At 38.3% G+C, this 22,438-nt stretch carries 18 protein-coding genes; 14 read left to right on the forward strand and 4 right to left on the reverse strand.

What is annotated here, in order from left to right; translation table 11 throughout:
* Window positions 1-166 precede the first annotated feature (166 nt).
* The 3 genes from ABES02_RS05390 to ABES02_RS05400 all read left to right on the forward strand — a co-directional run bounded on the left by ABES02_RS05390 (window position 167) and on the right by ABES02_RS05400 (window position 4,363).
* Window positions 167-1,150: a proline dehydrogenase family protein gene (locus ABES02_RS05390; RefSeq protein WP_430131811.1), complete on the forward strand. Its 984-nt coding sequence runs from the start codon at window positions 167-169 to the stop codon at window positions 1,148-1,150.
* A 341-nt stretch (window positions 1,151-1,491) separates the two neighbouring features.
* Entirely contained in the window at window positions 1,492-2,490 is a 999-nt protein-coding gene (locus ABES02_RS05395) for a VanW family protein (protein WP_430132365.1), read from the forward strand.
* 133 nt (window positions 2,491-2,623) lie between these two features.
* The gene (locus ABES02_RS05400; protein ID WP_430131814.1) at window positions 2,624-4,363 is read left to right on the forward strand and encodes a bifunctional metallophosphatase/5'-nucleotidase; all 1,740 of its coding nucleotides are present in this window, start codon (window positions 2,624-2,626) and stop codon (window positions 4,361-4,363) included.
* 74 nt (window positions 4,364-4,437) lie between these two features.
* Here the strand turns inward: ABES02_RS05400 and ABES02_RS05405 are convergent, their stop codons facing one another.
* Both ABES02_RS05405 and ABES02_RS05410 read right to left on the reverse strand, forming a co-directional pair.
* Window positions 4,438-5,487, reverse strand: a complete 1,050-nt coding sequence (locus tag ABES02_RS05405; protein ID WP_430131816.1) for a sulfite oxidase — start codon at window positions 5,485-5,487, stop codon at window positions 4,438-4,440.
* Window positions 5,488-5,624: 137 nt separating this feature from the next.
* On the reverse strand, window positions 5,625-7,307 hold the full coding sequence (locus ABES02_RS05410; protein ID WP_430131818.1) for a hypothetical protein: 1,683 nt from the start codon (window positions 7,305-7,307) through the stop codon (window positions 5,625-5,627).
* 220 nt (window positions 7,308-7,527) lie between these two features.
* Here ABES02_RS05410 and ABES02_RS05415 point away from each other — a divergent pair, with 220 nt between their 5' ends.
* The 6 genes from ABES02_RS05415 (at window position 7,528) to ABES02_RS05440 (ending at window position 14,413) form a co-directional block, all read left to right on the forward strand.
* Window positions 7,528-8,940, forward strand: a complete 1,413-nt coding sequence (locus ABES02_RS05415; RefSeq protein ID WP_430131821.1) for a sigma-54 interaction domain-containing protein — start codon at window positions 7,528-7,530, stop codon at window positions 8,938-8,940.
* A 267-nt stretch (window positions 8,941-9,207) separates the two neighbouring features.
* Complete coding sequence (locus ABES02_RS05420; RefSeq protein WP_430131825.1) at window positions 9,208-10,305, forward strand: iron-containing alcohol dehydrogenase family protein; 1,098 nt, start codon at window positions 9,208-9,210, stop codon at window positions 10,303-10,305.
* Window positions 10,306-10,327: 22 nt separating this feature from the next.
* A complete protein-coding gene (locus ABES02_RS05425) occupies window positions 10,328-11,320 on the forward strand; it encodes an ABC transporter substrate-binding protein (protein ID WP_430131827.1) in 993 nt (330 codons plus the stop codon).
* 97 nt (window positions 11,321-11,417) lie between these two features.
* Entirely contained in the window at window positions 11,418-12,215 is a 798-nt protein-coding gene (locus ABES02_RS05430) for an ABC transporter permease (RefSeq protein ID WP_430131830.1), read from the forward strand.
* Window position 12,216: 1 nt separating this feature from the next.
* Window positions 12,217-13,050: an ABC transporter ATP-binding protein gene (locus tag ABES02_RS05435; RefSeq protein ID WP_430132367.1), complete on the forward strand. Its 834-nt coding sequence runs from the start codon at window positions 12,217-12,219 to the stop codon at window positions 13,048-13,050.
* A gap of 37 nt (window positions 13,051-13,087) precedes the next feature.
* Window positions 13,088-14,413: an aspartate aminotransferase family protein gene (locus tag ABES02_RS05440; RefSeq protein WP_430131833.1), complete on the forward strand. Its 1,326-nt coding sequence runs from the start codon at window positions 13,088-13,090 to the stop codon at window positions 14,411-14,413.
* 46 nt (window positions 14,414-14,459) lie between these two features.
* Here the strand turns inward: ABES02_RS05440 and pepF are convergent, their stop codons facing one another.
* Window positions 14,460-16,274, reverse strand: a complete 1,815-nt coding sequence (pepF, locus tag ABES02_RS05445; RefSeq protein ID WP_430131836.1) for an oligoendopeptidase F — start codon at window positions 16,272-16,274, stop codon at window positions 14,460-14,462.
* Between the two features lie 235 nt (window positions 16,275-16,509).
* On the opposite strand from pepF, the gene ABES02_RS05450 reads away from it, so the two are divergent.
* From ABES02_RS05450 to ABES02_RS05465, 4 genes are all read left to right on the forward strand, one after another.
* On the forward strand, window positions 16,510-16,890 hold the full coding sequence (locus ABES02_RS05450; RefSeq protein ID WP_430131838.1) for a CidA/LrgA family protein: 381 nt from the start codon (window positions 16,510-16,512) through the stop codon (window positions 16,888-16,890).
* Window positions 16,871-17,563, forward strand: coding sequence for an LrgB family protein (locus ABES02_RS05455; protein WP_430131841.1), 693 nt, complete (start codon window positions 16,871-16,873; stop codon window positions 17,561-17,563). The genes ABES02_RS05450 and ABES02_RS05455 overlap by 20 nt, the downstream gene beginning before the upstream one ends.
* Window positions 17,564-17,784: 221 nt before the next feature.
* Window positions 17,785-18,942 carry a lactate 2-monooxygenase gene (locus ABES02_RS05460; protein ID WP_430131844.1) on the forward strand — a complete coding sequence of 386 codons (1,158 nt, stop codon included), beginning with the start codon at window positions 17,785-17,787 and terminating at the stop codon, window positions 18,940-18,942.
* Window positions 18,943-18,972: 30 nt separating this feature from the next.
* Window positions 18,973-19,455, forward strand: a complete 483-nt coding sequence (locus tag ABES02_RS05465) for a PaaI family thioesterase (protein ID WP_430131847.1) — start codon at window positions 18,973-18,975, stop codon at window positions 19,453-19,455.
* Between the two features lie 60 nt (window positions 19,456-19,515).
* Here ABES02_RS05465 and ABES02_RS05470 read toward each other — a convergent pair whose 3' ends face one another.
* Window positions 19,516-20,409, reverse strand: a complete 894-nt coding sequence (locus ABES02_RS05470) for a TetR/AcrR family transcriptional regulator (protein WP_430131851.1) — start codon at window positions 20,407-20,409, stop codon at window positions 19,516-19,518.
* 185 nt (window positions 20,410-20,594) lie between these two features.
* On the opposite strand from ABES02_RS05470, the gene ABES02_RS05475 reads away from it, so the two are divergent.
* Window positions 20,595-22,124 (forward strand): DHA2 family efflux MFS transporter permease subunit, encoded by a 1,530-nt coding sequence (locus tag ABES02_RS05475; protein ID WP_430131854.1) that lies wholly within the window; start codon window positions 20,595-20,597, stop codon window positions 22,122-22,124.
* Window positions 22,125-22,438: the final 314 nt, after the last annotated feature.

The following is a 22,438-nucleotide window of genomic DNA, read 5'->3' on the forward strand; positions in this document are numbered from 1 at the left end:
AAGTATTATACTAGTATTTGGTGAATTTCATTTATAATGTTGATGGAATTTCATACATTTTCATTTTTGGATGATGAATTTATTATAGTGCAAATATTTGCAAAATAATTTTTTTTGAAAGCGTATGCTATAATGTTTGTATTAATACAACAAAGGAGTTTTTGCAATGTTAAAAGATTTCTTTATGGGTTTATCACAAAATCAATTTCTTAATACTGCTGCTAAGAAATACGGTCTTAAATTAGGAGCGCAAAGTGTTGTTGCTGGAACGACAATCGAAGAAACAATTAAAAGCATTAAAGAACTGAATGCCCACGGAATCTCTGCTACAGTAGACAACCTAGGCGAATTTGTCTTTGAAAAGGAAGAGGCAACAAAAGCAAAAGAACAAATCCTAAAGGTGATTGAAGCCATTCACGAGAATAAAGTGGATGCACATATTTCCTTAAAACCAACTCAATTAGGATTGGATATTGATTATGCTTTTTGCTTAAGCAATTTAAGAGAAATCGTCCATCTTGCCAACAATTACGGTATTTTTGTTAACTTTGATATGGAAGATTACGGCCATCTTGCGCCTTCGTTTGATCTATTGGACGAATTGTCAATGGAATATGGTAATGTTGGAACTGTTATTCAGGCGTATTTCTACGAAGCTCAAGAAAACCTCGAAAAATATAAAAATTATCGTCTCCGTATTGTAAAAGGCGCATACAAAGAGCCAGAGGAGTACGCTTACCAAGATAAAAAAGATATTGATAAAAACTATATGAAGCTAATCGAATGGCATTTGTTAAATGGAAAATTCACTTCGATTGCAACACATGATCATCGAATTATTAATCAAGTAAAGGAATTTGTTAAAAAGAATAACATTCCGAATGACAAATTCGAGTTTCAAATGCTTTATGGTTTCAGAAAAGAAATGCAGCTTGAGTTGGCAAAAGAAGGCTACAACTTCTGTACGTATGTGCCTTTCGGAAATGACTGGTATGGTTATTTCATGAGACGACTTGCTGAAAGACCGCAAAATTTAAATCTTGTTGCTAAGCAAGTATTTAATAAAAAGACAAACACCATTATTGGTGTAGCAGCAGGCGCATTTTTATTAGGAAGAATTTCTAAGGCTAATAACAAAAAACGCCGATAATTTTTATATATGAACTGTCAAAAGCCCCTGTGATTTCAGGGGCTTTTTGCATTCCGAGTACTTTTCCATATGCTCTTTAAACGATATTGTTGTTTTACATACCCTGTTGATTGGAGAGGAGGGCGCTCGACTCCTGCGGGAGTACGGGGCTGGGGAGACCCCACAGGCGCAAAAGCGCCGAGGAGGCTCACCGGCACGCCCGCGCGGCGCTGAGCACCTGGAGCGGAAATCAACAGCCAAATTTAACAGAACCTTTCCAAAAAATTAGTAATTTTGACTTGCCGAGCCGAATAGGATAGGTGAGTGAGAGTTTGAAAGCAAACGAGGAGAATCTATTAATTATGGCAAAGCAAAAATGGGTTGTTTCTTTATTACTAATTGGAAGTCTTATAGGGGTGGCTGGATGCTCGGAAAAAACAGTAAAGGAAAATCCTAAAGGAGAAAATGCTTCTGTTTCGAATAAACCGCCTGAAAAACAGCTCCAAGAACCTGTCAAGGAAGAAGAACAAAAGCCAACTGTGGTTAATGTCATTGATCCAAACACGAAAACGATTTTAAAGACCTTCCTTCCTGGCGAATTGGGATTTGATACAGATAAAGTAACCTATCAAAAAGAAATAGAGAAATTTGCAAAGGATTTGGCAAGAGGTACAGAAACAACTCCAGGATATGATCAAAGGATGATTCTTGACAAAATAGATTCAAATGGCAAGATCATAAAAGGAAAGCCTAAAATTATCTTAGAGGAAACCGAGTTGGTAGAAAAAGTGATGGCTGCCTCTGCTAACGGCGGTGACGTTGAGATGCCTCTATATGTCACAGATAGTGGATATAAGCCAGAGGATGCTGCCCATCTATCAGAAGTAGTTGTTGCGACCTATACGACAAGGTTTAACAGCGGCGTAATCGGCCGTTCCAAAAATATTGAGTTGTCAGCGCAGGCAATTAATAATGTAATTGTTGGAACGGGAGATAGTTTCTCATTTAATACAACTGTAGGGCCCAGTGATGCTGCACATGGCTATCAAAGGGCAAAAGAAATCGTCGATAAGCAATTGGTTGATGGCATTGGTGGAGGAATTTGTCAAACTTCTTCAACGTTATTTAACGCGGTTGACCAAATAGGGGTAAGTTATATTGAAAAGCATCACCATTCTTTATCTGTCGGCTACGTCCCTGCAGGAAGAGATGCAACCGTTTCATATGGTGGACCTGACTTTAGATTTCAGAATACAAAGGGTGTTCCCTTTTTAATTAAAACGATTTACGGAAAAGGTACATTAACCGTCGAGATTAGAACATCGACTGCTTATCAAAGTCTCTTAGCAAATGGAAATTAATATTTCAAGGCTGAATCGACTTGAAAATAGTAGATTCAGCCTTTTTATTTTTAGTGACAGAGTGAATATTCATCAAAGCATTTGCAAAAAATACCTTTGGATTTTTTAAAAGAAAAACCAAAGGAGGAAGATTATGGAGTGGATTTATAGGTTGTTTATATCATTGATTATCATAACCTTTTTAGGATGGCCAGGAAGTCTAAGTGGTTCGGCACGTATATTGGATGATGAGGACTTCAGTAAAGAAGTTCAAAATGTAGAAGCGAGCAGGCAACAGCCTTCTGAAGCAGGGGGCCAAGGTTTATCAGAGGAATATCATGGTCATAAGTCGAATCGTCCGGAAACAAAAATCAAAAAAGCAACACCACCGGCCCCTAATAATCGCTATAAACAAATTCAACTATTAGGTATTAATGATCTACATGGACAATTAAATGTTACAAGAAAGGTTAATGGAAAACCGGCAGGGCGCGTGGATTACCTTGCAGCCTATTTGAAACAAAGAGCAGCAGAAAATAAAAATACACTTCTTGTACAAGATGGTGATATGGTAGGCGCAAGTCCACCTGTTTCAGCACTGTTACAGGATGAACCAACTATTGAAATTCTAAATAAATTGGGTTTTGCCATTGGCACCGTTGGAAATCACGAGTTTGATGAAGGATTAAATGAACTCCTTCGGCTCATAAATGGAGGCACCCATCCGAAAACAGGTAATTTTGGCGGGGCTAATTTTCCGTGGATTGTTGCGAATGTAGTAAATGAGAAAACCGGAAAAACGATTTTGCCGCCATATAAAGTATTAAAAGTTGATGGAATGTCAATCGGCTTTATCGGTGTGGTTACCACTGAGACTCCGACCGTTGTGGTCCCAAGTGGTGTGGCAGGTTTAAAATTCACTGATGAAGTAGAAGCAATCAATCGGAATGTGGCGGAATTGAAAAAGCAAGGGGTTAAAGCGATTGTTGTTTTAGCTCATAATCCAGGTACTTCAGGTCCAAATGGAGAAAATCCAACAGGTCAGCTTGTCGATATCGCCAATCGCGTTGACGACGAAGTGGATATTATTTTTGGTGGACATAACCATGCCTATATGAATGCAACAATTGATAATAAATTAGTCGTCCAATCCTATTCATATGGAACAGCTTTTTCAGATGTAGATATTGAAATCGATCCTAAAACAAAGGATATTGTCTCAAAAAGAGCGGAAATCGTGACGACATTCCAAGAGGGAATTGAGCCAGACCCTGAAATAAAACAAATTATTGAGGGTTATGAAGCCAAAATTGCCCCAACCGTAAATCGGGTGGTCGGATCTACCTCAGGTCCATTAACGGCATTGCAAAATGGAAATGGCGAATCTGTCTTAGGAGACTTTATCGCCGATGCCCAGCGGCAAGCGATGGGTACTCAATTTGCCTTTATGAATCCTGGTGGTATTCGAGCGGATTTAGATGCTGGCGATATTACGTGGGGTGAAGCGTACACGGTTCAGCCATTTAATAACGAGCTTGTCAAAATGACGATGACAGGCCAGCAAATTCGTGAACTGCTTGAGCAGCAATGGGGAGCAAAAACGACCATGCTGCAAATTTCAGGATTAACTTATACGTGGGATCCGAATAAACCTATTGGACAAAGGGTAATTAGCATCAAACTTCCTGACGGAACTGTCCTTGATCCAAATACGCCATATACAGTGGCAGCAAATATCTTCCTATCAGGTGGGGGAGACGGGTTTACCGTATTTACGAAAGCACAAAGTAAAGAAGTTGGTCCTTTGGATTTAGATGCTCTCGTCAATTACATTGGTGCACAGCCAAAACCATTTACCTATAATATTCAGAATCGAATTCAGAAGGGGCAGTAAAATAGGAAAAGTGGGTGTCCTAAAAGCATTGCTTTGGACACCCACTTTTTCATGTTTGTGTAGTTTTTGCACCCTCATTCCACTTTAATAGTGATTTTATCATATGCATTGTAGCCATAGCCTTTTCGATTCCAAAAAGGGCTAGCAGGCTGTGTCCGATTGGTGGAATCAGTTGCTTTGGCCATAATGGTGTATTCGCCTTTAACATTAACGGTCCATTCATATGACCAAGGGAACCAGCCATAGTCTCCAGGACCAGAATTTCTAATATTAGCTAATCGCCAATTTTGCCCATTGTCCGTACTAATTTCAACTTTAGAAATTGATCCTTGTCCTGTCCAGGCAATTCCTTTAATCGTGTGTGTGCCAGTGTTGAGGATTTCTCGATCAAGTGGTTTTTGGATGGTTGAATTCACATTCATGGCAGTTACGGGAAAAGCCCCTTCATCATTATTCTTATTCGGGTAATAGACATAGTCGATTGATTGGAATGGTCCCTTGTAAATAGAATCGATTACAGTTATTTGCTTAATCCATTTAACAGATGCCATTGCATAAAAATTGGGGACGATTAATCTCAATGGGTAGCCGTGGAAAAATGGAATTGGTTGATTATTATACTCATAGGCAATAATGGAGTCAGGATGTAGAGCTTTTTCTAAAGGCACACTTCTGGTAAAAGAATAAACACGGTCTGTATCGGTTCTTTTTCCATAATCATAGCCTTCCACGATCACTTCCTTCGAATCCTCTTTTATTCCTACTAACTCAAGGAAAGACCTTAAAGACACACCTTTCCAATAGCCATGACTCATCGCACCCTTTTCCCATTGTTCCCCAAAGACCTTTGGTTCGAAAAATCCTCGCTTATTTCCGGCACATTCAAGGACTACTTTTATCGTTCTTGCAGGCAGTTTAAGAATCTCCTGCATCGAAAATATTCTAGGTGTATCAACATAACCATTTACAGGTAACCAATAATTTGAAAAGGTTAGAGTTGGAAAGGAGAAATGATTTCTTCGATAAAACAATTTGGGACCGAGAATGTCTGACTCAATAAACTGAATAGGTGTTTCTTTATTTTCTGGCTGCAAATTATGAACAATCAGAGATAGGTTTCGCATGGCAACCTCCTGTAAAATAGGTGCATTTACTAATATCTATGCTTCCATACCAAGTGTTTGAGAAAAATATTCATTTTTTTAGAAAAACCGCGCCAAAAAGGACTGCGATCAAAAAACGCAGCCCTTTTACCAGGGGACTATTGTAAACCTTCAATCATGAATTCCTTTACCGGAAGGAATTCTTCACCAGTTTCTAAATATCGAGCTGTTACTTTATCTCCTTCTCGTAAGTAAATGGCCATTGGTTCTTTTTCTGAAGATATCATATAGCTTTGGCGGTTATCTAATAAAAAGTAAACGACTGTATAATCACCGGATTTTTCCTTATACACTCTGAAGACGGTTCCCGATATTTGTTTTTCTTCCGCTTTAGAGCTGCCATCAACCCTGCCACCGCCCCGCTGCAAGGCTGTTTTATAAAGTCTCAATGCATCATTTGGAGTATTCCCATATACTGATATTTCCGGATTGGCAGCCGAGACGATAAAATAATTTTGCAGAAAGCCGTTTGAGTCGAGCACAGGTGTTAACCAACTTGCTTCGCCGTAAAAGTTATAGAGAATTGGCATTTTACCATACCATTTCTTTTCAATGAATTTCTTTTCAATTATTTGTAGAGCTCCCTGGGAATCCATGTAAGATTCTTCTGGATTTCCCGTATAGTACGTTGCTTTCCCTGTTTTTGCGTTGGTCAGAGAGTAACCCAGCATGGAATCCACGCCCTCTTTTGGGCTGGTGAAATCAGTAAAATAATACATTTCACCATTTTCATTAAAAATGGGACTAACATTTGCTTCCGTTCCTTCATCTGAAGGCAGTTTTACATCTGATTTTCCAAATATACTGTTCCAAAAGCCGTGGACGTAGTTTCCAAAGTAGCTGTTTTGTATGCTGACCACTTCAGGTGAGACCGCACCATCAATGTAATCGGGAATAGATGCTAAGCTATATTCTTTTGTTTCGCCGTTTTTAGAATCCACAACGACGACACCCTTAACTTTAAATCCATTACGGGCTGATACAAAATCTCCGAATGATTGAATATAATATGGTTTTCCAGCCTCATCAATCTCTAATTGGACATCCCCATAGAAAATCTTCTTCGGATATTTCATGCGAATATGACGCTCAATGTTTTTATTAAAAAAGGAGGAAGGGGTATACGCCATTTCTGATTTAATAAACTTAGGATTAGCTGAAGAATCAGTCGCACTTAAGGAAAAATAACCAGGAGTCTGTTCCCCCTTCCACCATTTAAAAAATCCAGAGAATTCAACAGGTGCAATATACACATATTCTCCATCCACCTTCTGAATTTGGAGGCTGCCAAGCTCATAGTAACTTGTATTGGGAACTTGACCGAAAGCCTTTTTCATTTTGTTCCGGGCAAACTGCGGTGGAACACTAGCAGGTGTTTCTTTTTCATCAAAACTTTTAATTTCCACTTTTTCATTCATTTTAGCGATTTCATATTTTTCATCTGCATTAAATAGAAATGCGGTTAGAAAGTAGATTCCCAAAATAATATTGCCTATAAAAAGAATTCCTTTAAAAATTCTTTCTTTCCCCGAAGAAAAGACCGCTCCTGCCGCTGTTATGAAGATGGCGAAAGGCCATAATGATGAAAGGTTTCGATCAAGATTACTAAAATAATAGAATCCGAACACTACTAGCAAAAGAATAACCAACAATGCTACAAGCAATCCCATTTGAATTGGTTTGTCTTTTTTACCCTTTACGAGTTCATTTTTATATATGGGAATGAGAATAAGAGCAGTTACGATCCCAATAATCAATGAAAAAAGAAAAATACCTCCCATAAAAATCACCTCTCTCAACAATAACTTTCTTATTTTCCATTATATACGAAATATTAAATCAAAAAGTTTCAATTTATTAGGACGATGGAGTGATGATTGACCTAATTTTAATTCAATTATAAATAAAATATTCAAAATTGTATAAAAACTATTATTTATTTGGTATAACTTAATAATAAGGGAATTTTTCATATAAATTATTCAAATTTGAATAATTTATATGGAATTGAAGTTGGAGATGGGAGGGGTATTTCTGATCGATGAAAAAAAACTTTGGAATGAAAATGAAGCAATTTTGAAATCATTGCAGGATGATATTCTAGTGACCAACACGGATGGAATTATTTTGAGGGTAACCGAAGCGACCGAAGGCATTTATAACTTAAAAGAAAATGAAATGGTTGGCAGATCAGTATATGAACTAGAAAAAGAAGGCGTATTTACACCTATCCTGACACCGATGGTTATAAAAGAAAAGAAGAAAATTACGATCGTTCAAACTACGAATGATGGAAAAAAACTACTAGTTACGGGTATTCCTGTTTATGATTCAGAAAATCAGTTGGTCAGAATCGTTAGTTATTCACATGATATTACTGAATTACTGAACATGCAAAAATATTTAACGGATATGGAAGATGAAATGGAAAGAGTAAAAAGTGAGCTTGAAATGCTAAGAAATCTCCATTTTTATACAGAAGGTATGATTGCAAGTGGCGATGAAATGAAAAAGGTACTACAGTTGTCCTTACAAGTAGCAGAAATCGATGTAAATGTTTTGCTCCTTGGCGAATCGGGAGTTGGGAAATCGCATATTGCCAAATTTATTCACAATAAAGGTCCTAGGAGGGACGGGCCATTTATTGAAGTAAACTGTGGGGCGATTCCGGAATCGCTTTTTGAGGCCGAGTTTTTTGGGTATGAATCCGGTTCGTTTACTGGTGCAAGCAATAAAGGCAAAGTCGGTTTAGCAGAGCTTGCAGAGGGTGGAACATTATTTTTGGATGAAATAGGAGAACTATCGTTAGCCAATCAAGTAAAAATATTGAAGTTTATCCAAGAAAAGCAGTTTTATCGAGTCGGGGGAACGAAGGTACGTACGGTTGATTTCCGAATATTAGCTGCAACAAATAAAGATCTAGAAAAAGCAATCGAAGAAAAAACATTTCGCCAGGATCTTTTTTTTCGGCTTAATGTGGTCCCCATTACCATCCCTCCATTAAGAAGGCGCGCAACTGATATTATTCCATTGGTTGAGTACTTTTTAAAGTATTTCTCTGAAAAATATAGCAGAGAACGAGCCCTTGATGAAGGTATCATTCATTTATTGCTGACAAATGAATGGAAAGGAAATGTGCGAGAGTTAATCAATTTAATTGAAAGGCTTGTGGTTACATCCTCTAAGCAGTTAATCGAAATCGAAAACCTGCCTGAACGTTACCGAAAAACCTACCATGAGGTTTCAACGATAGAAGATGGGAATCGATCATTGGATGAAATCCTTGATAGTGTGGAAAAGCAAGTTTTGTTAAAAGCTAGGAAACGCCACAAAACTACGACGAAAATGGCTAAGGCATTAGGGATTAGTCAACCGTCAGTGTTTAGAAAACTCAGAAAATATGGAATAGAATAAAAAATGGCATAAAAATTGCATAGTTTTATAGTGAAGATAAGCAGAGGGGGGAAGGAGAATCATAAAGCTAACTATTAATATTTATACAACGATAATAATTGATTAATATATTTAAATAACAGGTTTATTGTATTTTTATTTTCGAATATTTATAATCATTTAATTACTGAAAATTAAAAATCTATGTTGACGTAAGAATTTTGAATATTTATATTAAAAGAATGTTATTTGTTTTTTAATAATTTGATAATGAAAGGGGGATGGAAGATGAAAGTAACTGTAGGGCCAGCTCAATATATTAGAAACTTAGATTTACTAAATGAGGCCGGAACATACATAAAAAACTTCGGAAAATCGGCGGCACTTATTGGTGGACATACTAGTCTAGGAATTGTAGAGGACTCAATAAGAAAGAGTTTATCCTTAGTGGGCGCGAGTTTGCTGCCTTCCATATGGTATGGGGGTGAATCGTCTGAAACAAATATTAATAGACTAGCAGAACAATTAAAGAGTCAAAACATCGATGTGTTGATTGGTACAGGAGGAGGCAAAGCCATTGATACGGTTAAAGCAGTGGCATACAAGCTAAATAAACCATTAGTTGTCATCCCAACGATAGCTGCCACTTGTGCTGCCGCTACCCCTATTTCAATTCTTTATAGCGATGAAGGTGAATTTATTGGGATTGGACGGGAGTCGAAAGCTCCTGAATTAGTTTTAGTAGATTCGACGATTATTTTAAAAGCTCCTGTTCGCTTTTTGATAGCGGGGATTGGTGATACGTTGGCAAAATGGTTTGAAACGAGAGCTACTATTCAAAAAGCGGAACCAAATGCATTAAATCAGACGGCCATTGCCATCGCAGCTCAGGTTTATAAAACCTTACTCCAAATTGGTCATGAAGCAATTCAATCTGTTGAATCACAATCATTAACAAAAGCATTCGAAGATGTCGTGGATGCGATTATTTTGGTTAGTGGAAGTGTTAGCGGGTATGGCGGAGATGATTGCAGGACAGCTGGTGCACATGCGATTTATTCAGGCTTAACGATATTTCCAGAATGTCATCAAACCTATCATGGTGAAATCGTCGCTTTCGGAATCTTGGCGCAATTGTGTCTAGAAAGTAAAACCGAAGAGCTTACTGACTTAATTCAATACTACAAGGAAATTGGTCTTCCATTTACACTCGAACAAATGGGGATTAAAGAGTTAACCCAGCAACAATGGAAAAAGCTAGGGGAGATAACCGTCACGATTGAAGATATGGCGAATATGCCGTTTGAAGTCACACCAGAAATGGTAATTGAGGCTGTACAACAAGCGGATGAAATTGGAAAAGAGAGTTTAAGTGTTCCATTATAAATTAGATGAGGGGGAAATAGGAATGAAAAAATGGTTAATGGTAGTTTGTTCAATGATGTTGTTACTTGCGCTAGCGGCGTGCGGAAAAGAGGAAGTATCCGGCAATTCCAAAAGTGGAAAGTCATCTGAGCCTTTAAGAGTGACGCTTCCAACTTGGACTGGTTATGGCCCGTTATTTTTAGCAAAGGAAAAAGGCTTTTTCAAAAAGAATGGTGTCGATGTTGATCTTTCTATCGTAGAAGGATTAGGTGAACGCAAGCAAGCATTGGCAAGTGGGAAAATTGACGGGATGGCAACGGCTCTTGATGTCCAAGTATCTTTAGCAGCGTCTAATATTCCAGTTCAAGTTGTTTGGTTATTGGATGATTCCCACGGCGGAGATGGAATCCTTGTGAAAAATGGAATAAATAGTGTCAAAGACTTAAAAGGAAAAACTGTTGCCTTTGAAGTAGGTTCAACTAGCCATATGCTTGCCCTACAAGCATTAAAACAAGGTGGATTAACAGAAAAAGATGTTCAAGTCGTGCAAATGTCAGCTGGGGATGCAGGAGCCGCTTTTGCTGCTGGTAAAGTAGATGCAGCTGTTACGTGGGAGCCATGGTTAACAAAAGGTGCACAAGCAAACGGTAAGGTTTTGTTAACAACAAAAGATTTACCTGGAATTATCGTGGATACTGTCAGCTTTAAAGAAGATGTCATTAAAAATCGTCCTGAAGATGTGAAAGCCTTTGTCAAGGCGATGGGTGAAGCGATGACCTATTGGAAAGAGCATGAAAAAGAAGCTGACGAAATTATGGCAAAAGGTTTAAAAATTGATTTAAAAGAATTTGAAGGTACTGTAACGGGATTAAAATTCTTCTCAAAAGAGGATAATCTTAAACTTTTCGGAACTGAAAGTGCTAAAGGTGACATTTATCAATCAGCTGATAATGCGATTAAATTTTACATGGATCAAAAAATAATTGAAAAAGAACCAAAAGTGGAAGATGTCATCAATCCAAGCTTTCAAAAGTAGATAATAAGATGTATAGGAAGCCTGACTCATGAGATGTACTTTTGGCCTCATTGGTTAGGCTTTTTTAAAAAGATTATTAGAGAAAATAGGTGATTTAATGTTAGCTAAATTATTAACTCCTAATAAAGAAATATCTAAACCTCTTTATACTTCGGTAGGCTTTATTACGTTTCTTCTATTATTAGTGATTTGGTCAGTTTTAAGCTACGGCAAGCTGGTAAATCCATTATTTTTACCAAGTCCGACCACTGTTTTAACTACTGCCGTTGATTTGTTCGTAAATGGCAATATTCTCTCAGATATCGGAATCAGTTTTTCAAGGGTACTGATGGGCTTTCTGATTGCGGCCATTATTGGCATTCCTTTAGGGATCTTAATGGGGTCCTTAAGGATTATGGAAGGGGCGTTTGAGCCGATCATCGGTTTTATTCGTTATATGCCAGCATCTGCATTCATTCCACTATTGATTTTATGGATTGGTCTTGGTGAGGCCGAAAAAATGAGTGTTATTTTCTTAGGAACGTTTTTCCAGCTTACATTGATGGTCATGGACGTTACGAAAAACGTTCAAAATGATTTGGTGGATGTTTCGTATACTCTAGGGGCTAAAAAGGCTCAAGTTTTTACAAAGGTTATTCTTCCTGCTTCTTTACCAGGTATTGTTGATACTCTCCGCATTACCTTTGGTTGGGCATGGACATATTTAGTCGTAGCGGAAATTGTCGGTGCCTCAAGCGGTTTGGGTTATATGATAATGCAAGCATCAAGATTTTTGCAGCCAGATAAAATTATCGTTGGGATCTTAATCATTGGGATATTAGGCCTCATTACCGATATTATTTTTAAAGCCATATATCGCGCTTCGTTTTCGTGGATGAGAAAGGATGGGATGTAGAATGGTCACTCCAGTTGTCCAAGAAATAGAAAAAGTTACACCGTTAATTCCAAACATTAGTAAACCAAAGTTGGAGATTAAAGAAGTTGGAAAAATATTCAAAACAAAAAGTGGCGAAACAACTGCGCTAGAAAAGACCTCCTTTTCGATTGAAGAAGGGGAGTTCGTGACGATTTTAGGACCATCAGGCTGTGGGAAATCTACCGTCCTGCGAATAGTGGCAGGATTAGAGGAATCCACATCAGGACAAGTTCTCCTAGATGGGCAAGAAATAAAGGGACCTGGACCTGATCGCGGTATGGTGTTTCAATCCTATACCCTTTATCCATGGTTAACAGTAAAAGATAATATTACCTTTGGTTTAAAGTTAAAAGGAAATTCACAAAAAGAACGAGACGAGGTAGCGCGTCATTATTTGCAATTAATTGGTTTAGAAGGATTTGAAAAGCATTACCCGATTCAATTATCAGGCGGGATGAAACAACGTGTGGCGATTGCCCGTGCGTTAGCAAACGATCCGAAAATATTATTAATGGATGAACCTTTTGGCGCCTTGGATGCGCAAACAAGGAACATCATGCAAGAAGTGCTCCTGAAAGCATGGGAAGAGTCAAAAAAGACGATTTTATTCATCACCCACGATGTGGATGAATCAATCTTCTTAGCAGACTCTGTTTATGTGATGACGGCAAGACCGGGCCGATTAAAGAAAAAGGTGCCGATTACCTTAGAAAGACCAAGAGATTTCAGTGTGAAGGCGACAGTGGAGTTTGCAGAATATAAAGAAGAATTACTCTCCCTAATTAGGGAAGAAAGCTTGAAATCTATAAAATAAAATTTTTAACATGTAATACGAATGTGGAGGTCATTATATGGGAAACAATTGGGATCATCTTGTGAAAAATATGCCAAATCGTCTTGCTCCTAGTATGGCGAAAGATCATCCGAATCTGCCTGTCGTAAAAGAAGAAGGATGTTATTACTATGGTGTAGATGGAAAAAAATATCTTGATTTTACATCCGGCATTGCCGTTACCAATGTTGGACACCGGCATCCAAAAATTGTCCAAGCAATCAAAGATGCCGCAGATGGTTTAATGCATGGACCCTCGGGTGTCATAATGTATGAATCCATCCTACGATTAGCAGATGAGCTTGCCGAGATTTTACCGGGGGATTTGGATTGTTTTTTCTTTGCCAACAGTGGGGCAGAAGCAATAGAGGGTTCTATTAAGCTTGCAAAATATGTAACAAAACGCCCTTATGTAATTTCTTTTACTGGTTGTTTCCATGGTCGGTCATTGGGGGCATTAAGTGTTACCACTTCAAAAAGTAAATATCGTAAATTTATGCAGCCATCTGGGCTTACCTATCAAATTCCATATGCCAATGTGAAAGAATGTCCGTCTGGAAAAGATCCTGAAGAATTTGTCATTGAAAAATTAGAAAAAGATTTTGCTAGTCTATTTAGTCATCAAGTTACCCCAGAAGAAGTGGCATGTGTTATTTTAGAACCGGTTCTTGGAGAAGGCGGATACATTGTTCCACCGAAGGGCTGGCTAAAAAGAGTCCGTGAAATTTGTGACTGTCATAACATTTTACTTATTTTTGATGAAGTTCAAACTGGGTTTGGCCGTACGGGTGAATGGTTCGCTGCACAAACCTTTGATGTTACCCCGGATATAATGGCGATTGCAAAAGGGATTGCTTCTGGTCTCCCGTTAAGCGCCACTGTCGCATCGAGTGAATTAATGAAGCAATGGCCGCTTGGCAGTCATGGGACAACGTTTGGCGGTAATCCGATTGCTTGTTCAGTGGGACTCGCTACATTAGAAGTGATGAAAGAGGAAAATCTACTGGAAAACACAAAGAAAATGGGGAAATATGCAGTTGAACAGCTTGAGCGAATCAAAGACCGTCACTCTGTAATCGGCAGTATTCGTGCGGTAGGCTTAATGATTGGAATTGAGATTGTTGATCCTAAAACAGGGGAACCGGATGGCAAGGCATTGTTAAAGATTCTTGATCTGGCACTTGAAAAAGGGGTATTATTTTACCTTTGTGGTAATCACAGTGAAGTAATAAGAATGATCCCACCATTAATCGTTACAAAAGAACAAATTGATGAGGGATTACGTATTCTAGATGATGCATTAACAGAGTATGAAGCCTCAATTATGAATCTTGTAGAAAATTAAGAAATGAGAAAACCCATGGACATTCATGGGTTTTCTTATTTTGTCTTTAGTTATATGATTGTTCCAGTTCATCAATTAATGAACCTACATAAGCAACTGCTTTACGTATTGGATCTGGAGTCGACATATCCAGGCCAGCGTGTTTAATGAGGTCAAGAGGCTTCATTGTTCCTCCTGCTCGAAGAACGTCAAGCCATCTGTCTACAGCAGGCTGTCCCTCTTCTTGAATCATTTGAGCAACGGCTGTTGAAACTGTTAGTCCTGCAGAGTAGGTGTACGGGTATAAACCCATATAATAGTGAGGCTGACGCATCCAGGTTAGTTTCGCACCTTCATCGATTTCCACAGTATCACCCCAGAACTCAGTTAGCACATCACCAGTCAGCTCGGTTAATGTTTTTGCAGTCAAGGCTTTTCCTTCCTCTGCTGCAGCATATACCCTGCGTTGATATTCCGCTTCAAGCAAATGAGTGACAAAGTTATGATAGTAGGTTCCTAATAATTGCAGAATAACCCAGCGTCGCATTTGATTATCTTCAGTATTAGAAAGTAAATGCTGTCCTAAAAGCATCTCATTCATGGTTGAAGGGGCCTCCACAAAATATAAAGATGGACGAACATTCATGATTCTTTGGTTTTTATTTGCTAAATAAAAATGGCCGGCATGACCAAATTCATGTGCCAAAGTGAAGCATCCACGCATATTATCCTGCCAAGTGACGAGTACAAATGGATGAGAGCCGTATGGACTTGAACAAAAAGCCCCTGTTGATTTACCAACATTATCGGCACGGTCTACCCATCTTTCTTTAAAACCTCTTTCGATGATTTCACTATATTCAGGACCCATTATTTTTAAAGACTCCAAGATTAATTGGCTTGCTTCTTCAAATGTTGTGGCTGGATTAAAATCTGCATCTAATGGTGCTTTTAAATCACAAAATAGCATTTGATTAAGGCCTAAAAGTTTTTGTTTTAATTGAGTGTAGCGTCGCATATGCGGGGCAAGTTCTTTAAAAATAATATCGATTTGATTATTATACATTTCAAGCGATACCTGTTGTGGTTCAAGAAGCATATGGGTGACCGATTCATACTTGCGCAAACGAGCAAGGGTCACTTGTTTCTTGATTTCGGTAGCATATGTTGTTGCCATCGTATTTTTGTATTGCTGTAGTGTTGCGATAAAAGAATTGTAGGCTTTTCTACGAATATCAGTATCCGGAGAAAATTCGTAGCGGTTCTCAAATAAGGCAAAGGATACGGGTAATTCGTTTCCTTGTGCGTCTTGAATAGGGGAGAATTGCATATCAGCTAATTTGGACATTTGATAAATTTGATATGGTGCCCCTTGAAGTTCTCCTAGTGCAGCAAGAGCTTCTTCGGTTTCGGCCGAAAGCTGGTGTTTCTTCGTTTCAAGAAGTTCTAATAAATTTTTGCGGAATGGTTGGAGTTTAGTTTCTTCTTGAAGGTATTTTTCTACCGTACCTTCTGCAAGATCGAGAATTTCAGAATGGATAAAAGATAATGCCGCGATACTTTGTGTACGAAGGGAAGAGACTTTTGCCAAATTTGCTTGATTAACAGGGTCCGTTCCATCGGCAGATTGTTTCAAACTGGCAAATGTCCATGCTTTGATGATTCGCATTGAAAGCTGTTCCTGAGCTATTAAACAATCTAATAAGGCTTTTGAGCCAGTATGTATGGTTCCTTTATATCGTTCGAATCGGGCAATTTCCTTTTCAATCACCATTAATTCCGCTTCCCATACCTGCTCTGATGGAAATAAATCATCAAGATTCCAAGTCAGCTCTATCGGTACTTCTGAACGTGTCAAACGTTTTTCGGCTGTTTTTTTCATTCTTTTCTCCCCCTAAATATTTCCCACTCCTAAATTTCATCATATATTATGTGAAAATTAAGTCAACTATATTATTAAACTAAAAAATGTAAGTTTATCTAACGTAAATCTGTTTGGTAAATAAAATCTAAGTAAGATGTCCTGACAACTTTGCAGAAAAATAATATTTCGTATGCCATACTTACAAAAAGGCAAAACGAATCTAAAAGTTTTTATATGGATTGGAGGTAGAATAATGGTTCGTTTTATTGTTCAGTTCCTAACAATCCTCTTTTTTTATTTAATGGGTAATGGGCTGGTGAGATGGTTAAATCTACCGCTTTCTGGAAGTATCCTTGGTATGGCCTTATTATTCATAGCCTTGATGCTCGGAATTTGTAATCTTAAATGGGTTGAATCGGTGGCCCAGCTACACATCAAACATATAACACTACTATTTATCCCATTTGCCGTAGGAGTTTGGCATTTTACAAGAATTTTTCGCAATGATGGGATAAAACTGTCTTCAATTTTAGCGATAAGCAGTCTGGTTGTACTTTTTATAACAGCGATAATGGCTGAATTGATCGAATCTAATAGCAAAAGGAGCAAACGAAATGGTGAAAATGATAGATAATATCCTTCTTTGTACTTTGATTACTGTAGCAAGCTATATAATGGGGGTGATGGTATTTCAAAAGTTTAACAAGGCTTGGTTAAATCCTTTATACACATGTACCGTTTTTATTATCTGTGTCCTGACTCTTTTTCATCTCGATTTTACTGGTTACACATCTGGAACAAATATCTTCTCATTACTCATGGGGACAGCAACCGTATCACTAGCTGTTCCTTTATACAAACAGATTGCATTGGTTAAAAAATATTTCTTATTAATTATTTGTGCGGTTATGACAGGCACATTGTCAGGTGTGGCTTCCATTGTATCGTTAACAAAATTAATGCATTTGAATCAAGAAATGATGATTTCAATGATACCAAAATCTGTAACTGCACCAATAGCCTTATCCATTTCACAATCATTAGGTGGAATTCCATCACTAACGATATTGTTTGTTTTGGTTTCAGCCGTTTTTTCACTTGTAATAGGCCCTGCTCTCTTAAAGTATACGCGAATCAAGAGTAATATTGCCAAGGGGTTAGCATTGGGAACGTCAGCGCAAGCCATTGGCGCAAAACGGGCGTTTGATTGGGGAGAAGTTGAAGGAGCAATGGGAAGTATCGCTATGATAACTGCAGCACTGTGTATGGCATTAATAACACCGTTCATCATTTATTTTTACCTTTAATAAGAAAGCTATGTTAAGAAACATTGATTGATTTTCGAAGCGCCTGGAGTGGAAATCAACAGACCAGTTTTACAGAACCAATAAGAAAAAAGAAAACTTTTGAAACGAAGAAGTGATGCCCAATCACTTCTTCGTTTTTTTAATATTGTGTCTATTCGTTGACCAGCTATTTTTCTCAGTGATATCATAAAAAAGAAAGCGTTTACGCTGGAGAAGGAGGAATGAAATTGAGTTTCGGTAATCATGTCCAAGGTAGGGTGTACCAGCAGTTAGAAAAAAATATTATCCCGGTTTCCTATGAGGAGCTAGAAGCAAAGGCGAAAGAGCTTTTGGATGCAAAACCATATTATTATGTCGCTGCGTCAGCCGGTGCTGAGGTTACAGCCAAACAAAATAATAAGGCCTTCGAAAAGTGGCAAATTGTCCCGCGGATGCTGTGTGATACCTCTAAAAGAGACTTAAGTATCGAGTTGTTTGGGAAGAAACTTTCCTACCCTCTCTTGCTTGCGCCGGTTGGTGTTCAATCCATTGTCCATCCAGACGGGGAATTGGCAAGTGCTCGTGGCGCTGCAGCCATGGAGGTTCCATTTATAGCAAGTACAGCTTCTACATATAGCCTGGAAAAAATTGCAACTGAAGCCGGACAAGGAGACAGATGGTTCCAGCTATATTGGAGTAATGATCGTGAAATTGCAGCCAGCATGGTCAAAAGGGCTGAAGCTGCAGGCTATAGCGCCATTGTTATCACCGTAGATACACCGATGATGGCGTGGAGGGAAAAGGATATTGAGCATGCCTACCTGCCATTTTTGGAAGCAAAGGGTATTGGGAATTATCTCGAGGATCCCGTTTTTTGTTCAAGATTAGAACGTTCCCCTCAGGAGGATATTAATTCGGCCATCATGCTTTGGTCCCGAGTTTTCGGGAATCCTGCCTTAACTTGGAAGGATTTAGAGTTTATTAAGCGGCAAACTACGCTGCCCATTGTGTTAAAAGGAATATTACATCCTGAAGATGCCAAGGTCGCACTTGAACATGGGGTGGACGGACTGATTGTCAGCAATCACGGCGGAAGACAAGTAGACGGAGCGATTGCAGCCATAGAGGCCTTACCGGAAATCGTTGCTGCTGTTCAAGATGAAATTCCTGTTTTAATGGACAGCGGCATTCGCAGAGGGTCCGATATCATAAAAGCATTAGCATTAGGGGCAAAAGCGGTGCTAATTGGCCGTCCATTTATGTATGGACTAGCATTGGCTGGTGAGGATGGAGTTAAACAGGTGTTAAGAAATTTGCTTGCTGATTTTGACTTAACCTTGGCTTTATCTGGGAAGCGTTCTATAGCTGAGTTGAATCTTGATTTGTTAAGAAAAATATAAATCTATTAAAAAATGAAATGGGGGAGCACTTTGGAAGAAAAAGTAGTAAAGGCCATTCAAGATGAATATCCAGATGATTTTGCGTGGTGTTATGGCTGTGGACGATTGAATGAAGCTGGTCACCATTTTCGAACAGGCTGGCAGGGGGAACAGACAGTGACCATTTATACACCAGAAAGAGAGCACTTGGCACTGCCTGGCTTTGTCTACGGTGGCATCGTGGCATCGCTAATCGATTGCCATGGTACGGGCTCAGCCGCATTGGCGCTGCACCGAAAAAATGGACATGAAGCAGGGGATGGGGCAGAGCCGCCTCGCTTTGTGACAGCATCTTTGAATGTGAATTTCCTTAAACCAACCCCACACGGTGTACCGTTACAAGCAATTGGAACTGTGACGGAGATACACCCGAAAAAATTTAAAGTAGAAACGGAAGTTTATGCTGAAGATTCCCTTTGTGCCCGCGGTGAGGTCGTTGCCGTTGTCATGCCGAGTACATTCTTGAACAAGTAAATACGAAAAGCGCCTCTTCATCTAAATTTGATGGTGAATGGCGCTTTTTTTACTTTGAACCTATAAATAATACTTCTCGAAATATTCTACAACAAGCTGCTCGAGAAGGAGAATTTCTTTTTCGGAATCTTTTCTTCCATTTGTTTTTAAGGAAAGGAGTGCGCTTTCGATAAGGAATTTTCGCGGACTTTTTGATTCCAACAATTCCTCCTCAATAAAGTCTAATAACTCGAAATATTGTGCTTGCTCGTCATTCTGGGTCACTGAGCTTTTCAGTATGAAAATGGAGTGATGAAGCTGTTTCTGAAATGCATGATTTGGTCTTCTGCAGTCAGGTAGCCAGCTTTCCAATAACTCCGGATGAATTAATTGATCACCCGACTCCATTAATTCATCCACCATTTTCACCAATCGCCTCACAGAAAAACGAACCACTTGCCCAATATTGGCATTCGTTTTATTTGCCCGTTGATGATATTTAAGATTTTCACGGAGAATTCCCAAAAACATAATCGAACAATCCAATAAATATGGTTTCTTTTTTTCACCAAAAATGTCAATTAACCGGTTGTTTATCCAACTTATATTCTTCAATTGGCCATGTTGCATATATTCCTTAAGATCTGCATCATTTAAAACCATTACTTCTTCAAATAACGAAATTAAGTTATTCTTTCTATTTGTCTTTAATTGTATTTCCACTTGTTTTATAAAAAATTCTATATCTGACCGGTTTTGACCGATTAATAATTCATCCCGTTCTTTTTCCAATTCAGTATAGTTTGTTTTGAAAATGGCCATTAAAAGTTCGTTTTTTGATGAAAAGTAATTATAAAAAGTACCTTTCGAAATTCCACTAAAATCTAAAATATCTTGGATGGACGTGGCTTGAAATCCTTTATCAATAAATAGCTGGTGAGCTATTTTAACAACGCGCTGTTTACGGTCATTCATATAATCACCTTGGATTCATATTGTACTTAGTGTACAAAAATATAGTATCGCAAAAACGTTATCATTACAAACCTACAATTTTAGCAAATTTTTTTATTGCAAAAAATGAACTAGGAGTATATTATTATGTAAGTGTAAAACAGGGGTATAAAAAAATGAACCAGGAGTATACAGGGGGAAAGAAAATGGAAAATACCAAAAAGCAAACTAATCGTCCGCCGTACGGAATTATTGCCGTCCTGATGATTGGAGCATTTATAGCTTTCTTAAATAATACATTATTAAATATCGCACTGCCGTCAATTATGAAGGATCTAGATGTTGAACCATCTACCGTTCAGTGGCTGACGACAGGATTTATGTTAGTAAACGGTATACTGATACCAACAACCGCATTCTTAATTCAGAAGTATTCTGTCCGTAATTTATTTTTAACAGCTATGGGCTTATTTACAATTGGAACAATTTTGGCTGGTTTTGCCCATGTCTTTCCACTATTATTAGCGGGTCGGATGATTCAAGCATCAGGTTCTGCGATTATGATGCCGTTATTAATGAATGTTATGTTAACAAGTTTTCCTATTGAAAAACGTGGTGCCGCGATGGGGGTTTTCGGATTAGTATTAATGTTTGCCCCGGCCATTGGCCCAACGCTATCAGGCTGGATCATCGAACACTATGACTGGAGAATGCTTTTCCATTTCATCACACCAATTGCCATTATCGTCATTTTGATTGGCTTCTTCAAGTTAAAAGATAAAAAAGACAAAATTGATATGCGTCTTGATTTCCTTTCTGTTGTATTGTCGAGTTTAGGTTTCGGTGGAATCCTTTATGGATTTAGCTCTGCCGGTAAAGAAGGCTGGGATAGTCCGGAAGTATATGGCACCATTGCCATTGGAGTTATTTCACTTGTCCTATTTATCTTGCGTCAATTAAAACAAGAACGTCCAATGCTTAATTTCAAGATTTACAGATATCCTGCATTTGCCCTATCATCGGCGATTTCTATGGTCGTAACAATGGCGATGTTCTCCGGGATGCTTCTTCTGCCAATCTATGTTCAAACCATCCGTGGTATCTCCCCGTTAGATGCTGGACTGCTGCTGCTGCCAGGGGCGATTGTCATGGCCATCATGATGCCGATTACAGGAAAATTATTTGATAAGTTCGGTGGTAAGGCCTTAGCCATTATTGGTTTAACGATTACAGTGGTTACAAGTTATATGATGAGTAAATTAACACTTGATACGACTTATCCTTACCTGATTTTTTTATATACACTTAGGATGTTTGGAATGTCAATGGTAAATATGCCAGTTACAACTAATGGGTTAAACCAATTGCCAGCTCGTTTCTATCCACATGGAACAGCTATGAATAGTACAATGCAGCAAGTGTCTGGAGCAATCGGAACAGCATTGTTGGTAACGGTCATGTCAACTCGTGCAAAAACACATGCGACTGAGATTGGTGCAGCAGCGATGAAACATTTGACGAAGACGCCAACACCACAGGTAATTGCGGAAATGAAACAGCAAATTGCTATGAAGGCGATGCTAGAAGGTATCAACGATGCTTTCTATGTGTCAGTATTTATTGCAGCGCTAGCTTTGTTGCTTGCTTTCTTCATTAAACGTGCAAAACAAGCGGAAGACCCAGCTGACACACAGGCTATTAATAATAAGGTATCAGGTAAATTAGCAGAAAATTAATGTGAGAGGTGACTATCATGGTCACCTCTTTTTTTGCATTCTAAAAACAAAACAATATAACCACTATAGTAATAGTTAAAATTATATCAAAACAGGTTTTTACAAGCGATTTTCAAAAAAATCATTGATATTTGTAGATTATTCGATAATAATGCAAAAAATTTTTTATATAAAAATAATAAAAAATGAACATTTTTGTTCTTTATAAAGAAATATTATGGTATAATATTCCTTGTAATGAACCTCTTTTTCTACTTCGCAGGCCTGCACATTAAGTTTTAAGGCTCATTATAAAAAAATCAGGGAGAGATGCT

This window comes from Neobacillus pocheonensis, from assembly GCF_050477905.1.
In the GTDB taxonomy this organism is placed as follows: Bacteria; Bacillota; Bacilli; order Bacillales; family Cytobacillaceae; genus Neobacillus; species Neobacillus pocheonensis_A.